Below are 235 nucleotides of genomic sequence, written 5' to 3' on the forward strand. Positions count from 1 at the left end.
CTTTTCATCACCTCACGTCACTCTGATCCGCTCTCTGCAAGTGAAGCCACAGAGGCACTCCGAAATGTCGCGGTCAGTGGCATTGGCCCCGTTGATGAAGTCGAGGGCCCCATCCGCTATACCGACGTTGAGCCGCTGCAGTTCAAGAGCGCTCAATGCCAGAAGCTTTTTGACAGCCTGCCGTCACCGGATTACATGAGTCACACGTCATTGATTGAGGGAGTGACTTCTGTGG

1 protein-coding gene is annotated in these 235 nt (G+C 54.9%); it reads left to right on the forward strand.

Annotated elements, in window-relative coordinates; all coding sequences use genetic code 11:
* Nucleotides 1-235 (forward strand): hypothetical protein (locus tag QP415_RS12965; RefSeq protein WP_285100347.1); only part of this gene is annotated, 235 nt, incomplete at both ends.

This window comes from Pauljensenia sp. UMB3104 (assembly GCF_030217285.1).
In the GTDB taxonomy this organism is placed as follows: domain Bacteria; phylum Actinomycetota; class Actinomycetes; order Actinomycetales; family Actinomycetaceae; genus Pauljensenia.